The sequence below is a fragment of the Acinetobacter sp. GG2 genome, assembly GCF_000292385.1.
In the GTDB taxonomy this organism is placed as follows: domain Bacteria; phylum Pseudomonadota; class Gammaproteobacteria; order Pseudomonadales; family Moraxellaceae; genus Acinetobacter; species Acinetobacter seifertii.
Window position 1 is genome coordinate 68839 of the sequence record NZ_ALOW01000022.1, and the last position, 7712, is coordinate 76550.

Sequence of the window (7712 nt, forward strand, 5' to 3'; positions counted from 1 at the left end):
TTTTAAAGTAAAAAATGTGAAAAGCTTTTTAAAATTCATTTCATAAACAAAGCTTTAATATCTATAAAGTCACTGTTTTTTTAGTGCTAAGGTGAATGGCATGTTAAATAAGAAATAGAGACAATAAAAGTTATGACCAGTCTAAACTCATCCTATGGTCGCTCTCAAGCGGTTCCTTTATCTGTGTTTGAGCAGTCAAAAGACGCGCATATTATTCGCTCTGATGAAGAGGCAATTGAGGTTGCCAAGCAACTTGCTCAAGAGTTTGCTCAAGAAGCATCTGAGCGGGACAGAGAACGCCGTTTACCCTTAAATGAAATTCAACAGTTCTCACAAAGCGGTCTCTGGGCCATTACTGTGCCGAAGCAGTTTGGTGGCGCGCAAGTCAAGTATCGAACTTTAGCGGAAGTGATCAAAACAATTGCGAGTGTCGATCCATCTCTTGCTCAGTTGCCTCAAAACCATTTGGCTTTTATTGAGCATTTAAGACTAGATGCGAAACCTGAACAGCAACAATTCTTTTTTAACTTGGTGTTAAGAGGAATTCGTTTTGGCAACGCATTTTCCGAAAAACATAGTAAGACAGTCGCGGACCTCACAACTAAACTTGAAAAGACCGAACAGGGTTATGAAATTAACGGCAAAAAATTCTTTGCAACGGGTGCTTTGCTCGCACATTGGATTCCAATTGTTGCTGTAAATGAACAGGGGCAACCTTATGCTGCGCTTGTTCCACGGGAAACATCTGGGGTCAATATTATTAATGATTGGTCTGGTTTTGGACAACGTACTACGGCTAGTGGCACGGTAGAACTAAATCAGGTTCCAGTACGTGAAGAATATCTTGTTCCGATTTACCAAGCATTTGAACGTCCAACACCAGCAGGCGCTATTTCTCAGTTTATTCAGGCTGCGGTTGATGCTGGTATTGCGCGTGGTGCAATTGAAGAAACGATTCAATACGTCAAAAATCACAGCCGTGCATGGGTTGATTCAGGTCTGGAAAAAGCCAGTGATGATCCTTACACGATTGCAAACATTGGTGATTTAAAAATTAAATTGCGTGCAGCAGAAGCGGTACTGGACTTGGCTGGAGATGCAATTGATCAAGCCATTGCTGAAACTACCGAAGAACATGTAAACCAAGCCACATTATTGGTTGCCGAGGCAAAAGTACTCACTACAGAAATTGCTATTTTGGCAGCCAATAAACTTTTTGAGTTGTCGGGTACGCGTTCTACTTTATCTGAACTCAACCTTGACCGTCACTGGCGCAATGCCCGTACCCATACCTTGCATGACCCTGTGCGTTGGAAATATCACATTGTCGGTAATTATTACCTCAATGGCATCCATCCACCGCGTCATGCATGGAGCTAAAGTGAAGAAAAGACAAGATTAGGAGAATAACGATGACAACAGCTCAAATTGAATTAGAAGAGCTATCGGTAGGCGCTGATTATGAAAAGGTAGCAAACAGATTCCGTCCCATTTTTGAAAAAATTGCACAAGGGGCAATTCAACGGGAAAAAGAGCGAATCTTACCTTTTGAACCGATTCAGTGGCTAAAAGAAGCTAAGTTGGGTGCTGTACGAGTACCCCGTAAATATGGTGGAGATGGGGTTTCATTACCTCAACTGTTCCAGCTTTTGGCAGAGTTAGCAGAAGCTGACTCCAATATTGTGCAAGCTTTACGAGGTCATTTCGCATTTGTTGAAGACCGCTTGGTTGCTCATAAAGAACATTCTCAGGAAGTCTGGTTTCAGCGCTTTGTACAAGGTGATTTAGTCGGAAATGCATGGACAGAAGTTGGAAACGTACAGATCGGCGATGTCGTTACACGTGTCACCAAAGACGCTTCGGGTAACTTGGTGGTAAATGGTGAAAAGTACTATTCAACAGGAAGTATTTTTGCAGACTGGATTGATTTATTTGCTTACGATGAAGTGAACGACCGTCATGTGATTGCTGCTATTTACCGTCATGAAACAGGTGTAAGTGTGCTGGATGATTGGGATGGTTTTGGTCAAAAGACAACAGGCAGTGGTACTTTAAAAGTACATCAGGTCCATTTGCCAGCTTCAAACCTCATTCCATTTGATCAACGTTTTAAGTATCAAACCGCTTTTTATCAGGTAGTGCATCTCGCAACATTAACGGGTATTGCGCGTGCCGCAGTCGAGACGTTTAGTCAGGAAATCCGTGAACGTAAACGTATTTTTAGTCATGGTAATGGTGACTTGGTTCGCCATGATCCGCAAGTTTTACAAGTAGTGGGTAAGGCATCCGCTCAAGCGTATGCAAGTCAGGCAATCACCTTAAAAACTGCCGAGGCCTTGCAAAAGGCTTATGAAAGTCATTTTGCCGAGTCTGAAGTGAAAGAGCATCAGTTTAATGTAGATGCCGAGCTTGAGTCGGCACAAGGGCAGGTCGTAATTTCTAACCTAGTGCTTGATTTAACCAGTCAGTTATTTAATGCCTTAGGGGCATCGGCAAGTAGCCAAGCGAAACAACTTGACCGTTTCTGGCGTAATGCGCGGACTGTATCTTCACATAATCCGCTTATTTATAAAGAAAAAGTGATTGGAGATTGGGAAGTAAACCGTACGGATTTACCTTTTGTCTGGCAAATTGGAGCAAGCCCGCGGGCAAAGTCTGCATAAAATAAAAAAAGCCGATGTTTCATCGGCTTTTTTATTAGGTTTGACTTAATCGTTTGGTATTTAAATAAAGCCGCGAGAGCAGTAAAACACAGGCAATGCTTAAGCCAATAATTAAACCTAGCCATACGCCAGCTACGCCCCAATGGGTATAACGTGCCAAGTAAAGCCCGATTGGAAAAGCAATTATCCAATACGCCATAAGCGTAATCCACATTGGTGCTTGAGTGTCTTGCATACCTCTTAAACAGCCAGCAGCACTGACCTGTAGAGCATCCATTAACTGATAACCCATTGCAAACCAGAGTAAATACATCGCAACAGGCATAACATTTATATCTTGAGTATAAACCGAGACAATTTGTTCACGGCCTAGAGCAATAAATGACATGGTCAATAGAGCAAAAAATATTGCTGTGCTCAAACCAATCTTTTGCACTTGGTACATGGAAGCCCAGTTCTTTTCACCATAATAGGTTCCCACGCGAATGGTTAAGGCAATCGCAAGTGAAAGCGGAATCATAAACAGCACCGAAGTAACAGAAATTGCCACTTGATGCGCGGCAATAAACACTTCACCCAGTGGACTAAGCACCAATGCCCCTGTACTAAAAATACTTACTTCAAAGAACACCGCTAAACCAATTGGCAGACCAAGCTGTAAGATTCTTTTAACCCAAGTCAGGTTAATTTTATCAAATCTGCTAAAAATAGACGTATTTCTATAAGCTGAAGCTTTATAAATATAGCCAGCTAAAGTAATCAGCATGAGCCATTGTAAAATGGATGTTGCAAAGCCACAGCCTGCGCTACCTAAAGCAGGAATTGGCCCTAAGCCATGCATGAAAATCATGTTTAGAGGGATTAAAACCACTAAGGCCAATAAGCTAATCGCGGTGACAGGGCGTGGGTGGCCTAAAGCTTCTGAATAGCCACGTAGCGCTGCGTACATGGTTACGGCTGGCATACCTAACCCAATAGCATGTAAGAATAAGCTTGCTTTAGGTCGTAAGCTTTCTGGGACACCAAACACGTGTAAGAAAAAAGGCATAAGCTGCAAAATGAGCATAGCCATTACACCTAAAATAATGGCAACCCATAATGACTGACGAACAATGACAGGAATTTGTTCTGTATTTCTAGCGCCTTTTGCCTCTGCAACTAGCGGTGTAGTGGCAATCATGATCCCGCTAAAAAGGAGCATAACAGGAATCCATAGACCTACACCTACTGCAATAGCAGCTAAGTCTGCTGCAGATAAATGCCCTGCCATAATGGTGTCAATTAATCCGAACCCTGCTTGAGCAAACTGCGTAATTAAAATAGGTAGCATTAAATGGAAGAGTTGTTTTAATTCAGTCCGAAACGACGTGACATTCGACACAAAAGATACTCTTTATAAATATAAAAATGAAACTAGCGCTGTAGGGTGAGTAACACACCAACAAAGATAACCACTCCACCTAGGAACCGTTGCCATGTAACAGGAGTTTTGTCTGTACCTAACCATCCAAAATGGTCAAGCAACATAGAAATAACCAATTGCCCAAAAACGACTAGCCCTGTAAAGGTTAAAAAACCAAGCTTAGGTGCAGTATAAATGCTCATGCTAATTGCATAAACCCCAAGGAATCCTCCTGTCCAAAGAAGCCACGGAATATTAGATATTTCACTTAAAGTGGGTTTCTCGGCACTTTGAAAGAACACCATAATGGCTAAAACAATAGTACCTATAAAAAATGATAATAATGCCGCTTGCAAAGGTGAGTGTAATTGCTCACGAAGCTGAGCATTAATTGCGGTTTGAAAAGCCATGGCAACACCGATTCCCATAGCTAAGGGTAAGATCAGGAAAAGTTGACTAGAGAATTTCATCATTTTTATCAATATTTAAGTATGTTTAAAAACAGTCTAAAGCAATTAAGGTATGTTTTCATAAGCCCATTGATGCAGTCATGTTAAAATAGAAATATTGTGTAAATTGGACCTTGTTCCTTGGCTGTATTAAATCCTGCTTCTGTTCCGTTATCTTTATATATCCACATGCCTTGGTGCGTGCGTAAATGTCCTTATTGCGACTTTAACTCGCATGCCGTGCCTGATGGTGCGCTTTCGGCAGAACTTGAGCAAACTTATCTAAAAGCATTGGTAGCCGACTTTGAAACTCAAGTTGAGATGGCCCAAGGGCGTTCAATTCACAGTGTATTTATTGGGGGTGGAACGCCTTCACTCATTTCTGCCAAAGGTTATGCATGGCTATTTGAGCAGCTTAAGTCATTACTTAACTTTGAAGATGACTGTGAAATTACCTTAGAAGCTAATCCGGGAACACTGGAATATGACCCGTTTGCAGGCTATTTAGAAGCGGGTATTAACCGTTTGTCGATTGGTGTACAGACTTTTAATACCGATCACTTGCAAAAGCTTGGACGTATTCATTCAGCAAACAATGCTATGGATGCAATAGAGCAGGCAAGACAAGCAGGTTTTAAGCGAGTTAATGTCGATTTAATGCATGGTCTGCCTGAGCAAACGTTAGAGCAAGCACTTTATGACTTAAAGATGGCTGTAGAGTATGGTGCGACACATATCAGTTGGTATCAACTTACCATTGAGCCAAATACCGTATTTTTCCGAACTCAACCTGTTTTACCTCAAGATGAGGTATTAGAAGATATTCAAGAGCAAGGTGAGGCCTATTTAAAAGCAAATGGCTTTGTAAACTATGAAGTGTCGGCTTGGCGTAAAGAACAACCTTCAGCCCATAATTTAAATTACTGGGAGTTTGGTGATTATCTTGCGATTGGTGCAGGTGCGCATGGCAAAGTAACACAGCCAGATGGCGTGTACCGTTTCCAAAAGACCCGTTTACCGAAAGATTACTTAGCTAAGGTTCCAGCTGAACATTTGCAAATGAAAAAGATTGAGGCAGATGAGCTACCTTTTGAGTTTATGATGAATGCTTTACGCTTAAATGATGGGGTAAACGCTGACTTATACGAACAGCGTACTGGTTTAAGTTTAGAGGGGCTAAAAGAGATACTTACTTCACTACGTTCGAGAAAGTTATTGGTAGAGGATAGTGCTCGTTTAGCATGTACTGAGCAAGGGCATATTTTCTTAAACTCGGTACTCGAAGAGTTCTTATAATCCAATAGTCCTAAAGAAAAAGCCGCACGATGAGATGCGGCTTTTTTGATTTTAGCGAGTGGTGTAGCCACCATTTGCAAAAATTGTTTGACCGGTAATCCACCAACCATCGGTCACCAAAAAGCGAACTAGAGGTTCAATATCTTCAATTTTGGTGAGTCCACCTAAAGCTGAAGCAGATTTATGGTAAGCGACTGCTTCGGCAGATTCTTGCCCATAAAAGAAAGGGGTATCCATGGGGCCAGGTGCAACAGCAGTCACAGAAATTTGGCGATCTCCAAATTCTTTCGATGCAGCGCGGGTGTAATGCTCAACAGGTGCTTTTAAACCTTCGTAGGTTGAATAGAGACCCGTGTAGGCTGCCAGAAGAGAAGTCACGATTGAACAGATTTTTCCGCCGCCATTTAAATGACGACCTGCCGATTGAATAAAGAAATAGGCAATTTTTGAGTTGATATCGCTCATGCTATCAAACTCTTGTTCTGTGGTTTCTAAAAATGATTTCTTTAAAACCTTTCCAACTGTATTAATGGCAATATCAATTCCACCAAAATGCTGTTTGGTATCTATGAAAAGTTTTTCGATGTTATCGATATGAGTTAGGTCTGCCTGAATTAAAACAGCATCTACACCGAATGCTTTTACATCTGCGAGCGTTTGTTCGGCATCCGCTTGAGTTTCTGAACTATTATAGTGAATTGCGATTTTTGCGCCTTGTTCTGCAAATTTACGGCTAATCAGTCCACCTAAGTTTTTTGCGCCGCCTGTAATCAATACAACTTTATCTTTAAGCGTATGAGTTGCCATGATGGTTGTTCCTATGATGACTTGTTCTAATGTGTTTTTAGTCTAGATTGGCGGTAATTTTTGATCAATTATGCTAGTTTGGTTTAACTATTCAGAAAATACGAACAATTAAAATGGATCGGTTGCAGCAATTTTTTATTTTTACAGAAGTCGCTAAACGGCAAAGCTTTAGTGAAGTGGCACATCGACTCGATCTACCTCGCTCAACGGTAACCAGTGCCATTCAACAACTTGAAACTCATTATGGCGTACGCTTATTTCACCGCACCACCCGTAAAGTAAGCCTGACGCAAGATGGACAGCGAATATTGCCAGAGTGTCAAAACTTGTTGTTTGACTATGAACAATTAGAACAACTGATCCAGACGCAAAAACAGCATTATCGCGGCACATTAAAAATTTCAATGCCCAGTCGTATCGTGCATCAAGTGATTATTCCTGAGCTGTCAGATTTTTATCATCGTTATCCAGATATCCATTTGCAGCTCAATAGTTCTGATGACATGACTGACTTAATTGAAAAGGGGATTGACTGTGTTGTTCGGGTAGGTGAGCTAGATAGCAGCAGTTTAATTGCAAGATTGATTGGTCATTTAGTCATGGTGAACTGTGCAAGCCCTCATTACTTAGAACAGTATGGTACGCCTGAACAATTAGAAGATCTATCACAGCACAAACTGATTAACTACGCAGGAGCCGTAGGGGAAAAGCAGGGCGTATTTGTATATTCGGGTGGAAACGTCATGATGGATAGTGCTTTAAGTGTAAATAATACCGAAGCTTATAGTGCTGCGGCTTGTGCAGGTTTGGGGATTATTCAACTTCCATACTATGATGTTCAAGATAAGATTGAGCAGGGAATGTTGGTTGAGGTGCTTAGTGCTTATAGTGCACCATCACTTCCACTCAATATTTTATATCCGAACCGAAGTTATATTCCAAAGCGATTAGAAGTCTTTATGAGTTGGGTTGGAGAGGTTTTAAATCGCAAATGCATCGTCATCTTTTAGTCATAAAAAGAAAATAAGATAACAATAAAAAAAGCCTCTCAAATTGTGAGAGGCTTTTTAGAATTTGGTGGGTCGTCCGCGACTC

At 41.2% G+C, this 7712-nt stretch carries 7 protein-coding genes; 4 read left to right on the top strand and 3 right to left on the bottom strand.

Features of this window, described 5'->3' with window-relative positions; translation table 11 throughout:
* Positions 1 to 132: 132 nt before the first annotated feature.
* Both B554_RS0102970 and B554_RS0102975 read left to right on the top strand, forming a co-directional pair.
* On the top strand, positions 133 to 1380 hold the full coding sequence (locus B554_RS0102970; RefSeq protein ID WP_019456918.1) for an SfnB family sulfur acquisition oxidoreductase: 1248 nt from the start codon (positions 133 to 135) through the stop codon (positions 1378 to 1380).
* 32 nt (positions 1381 to 1412) lie between these two features.
* Positions 1413 to 2663: an acyl-CoA dehydrogenase family protein gene (locus B554_RS0102975; protein ID WP_019456919.1), complete on the top strand. Its 1251-nt coding sequence runs from the start codon at positions 1413 to 1415 to the stop codon at positions 2661 to 2663.
* Positions 2664 to 2697: 34 nt separating this feature from the next.
* Here the strand turns inward: B554_RS0102975 and abeM are convergent, their stop codons facing one another.
* Together abeM and B554_RS0102985 are read right to left on the bottom strand one after the other, a co-directional pair.
* Positions 2698 to 4044, bottom strand: a complete 1347-nt coding sequence (abeM, locus tag B554_RS0102980) for a multidrug efflux MATE transporter AbeM (protein ID WP_019456920.1) — start codon at positions 4042 to 4044, stop codon at positions 2698 to 2700.
* Positions 4045 to 4076: 32 nt separating this feature from the next.
* Positions 4077 to 4538, bottom strand: a complete 462-nt coding sequence (locus B554_RS0102985) for a DMT family transporter (protein ID WP_004698953.1) — start codon at positions 4536 to 4538, stop codon at positions 4077 to 4079.
* 117 nt (positions 4539 to 4655) lie between these two features.
* Here B554_RS0102985 and hemW point away from each other — a divergent pair, with 117 nt between their 5' ends.
* On the top strand, positions 4656 to 5810 hold the full coding sequence (gene hemW, locus B554_RS0102990) for a radical SAM family heme chaperone HemW (RefSeq protein ID WP_019456922.1): 1155 nt from the start codon (positions 4656 to 4658) through the stop codon (positions 5808 to 5810).
* A 51-nt stretch (positions 5811 to 5861) separates the two neighbouring features.
* Here the strand turns inward: hemW and B554_RS0102995 are convergent, their stop codons facing one another.
* The gene (locus B554_RS0102995; protein WP_019456923.1) at positions 5862 to 6617 is read right to left on the bottom strand and encodes an SDR family oxidoreductase; all 756 of its coding nucleotides are present in this window, start codon (positions 6615 to 6617) and stop codon (positions 5862 to 5864) included.
* A 113-nt stretch (positions 6618 to 6730) separates the two neighbouring features.
* On the opposite strand from B554_RS0102995, the gene B554_RS0103000 reads away from it, so the two are divergent.
* Complete coding sequence (locus B554_RS0103000) at positions 6731 to 7627, top strand: LysR family transcriptional regulator (protein WP_019456924.1); 897 nt, start codon at positions 6731 to 6733, stop codon at positions 7625 to 7627.
* Positions 7628 to 7712: the final 85 nt, after the last annotated feature.

What these genes read in the sequence shown, in the direction of transcription:
- B554_RS0102970 (WP_019456918.1), top strand. Translation starts at nt 133, where the DNA reads ATGACCAGTCTAAACTCATCCTATGGTCGCTCTCAAGCGGTTCCTTTA.
- B554_RS0102975 (WP_019456919.1), top strand. Translation starts at nt 1,413, where the DNA reads ATGACAACAGCTCAAATTGAATTAGAAGAGCTATCGGTAGGCGCTGAT.
- B554_RS0102985 (WP_004698953.1), bottom strand. Translation starts at nt 4,538, where the DNA reads ATGATGAAATTCTCTAGTCAACTTTTCCTGATCTTACCCTTAGCTATG.
- B554_RS0102995 (WP_019456923.1), bottom strand. Translation starts at nt 6,617, where the DNA reads ATGGCAACTCATACGCTTAAAGATAAAGTTGTATTGATTACAGGCGGC.
- B554_RS0103000 (WP_019456924.1), top strand. Translation starts at nt 6,731, where the DNA reads ATGGATCGGTTGCAGCAATTTTTTATTTTTACAGAAGTCGCTAAACGG.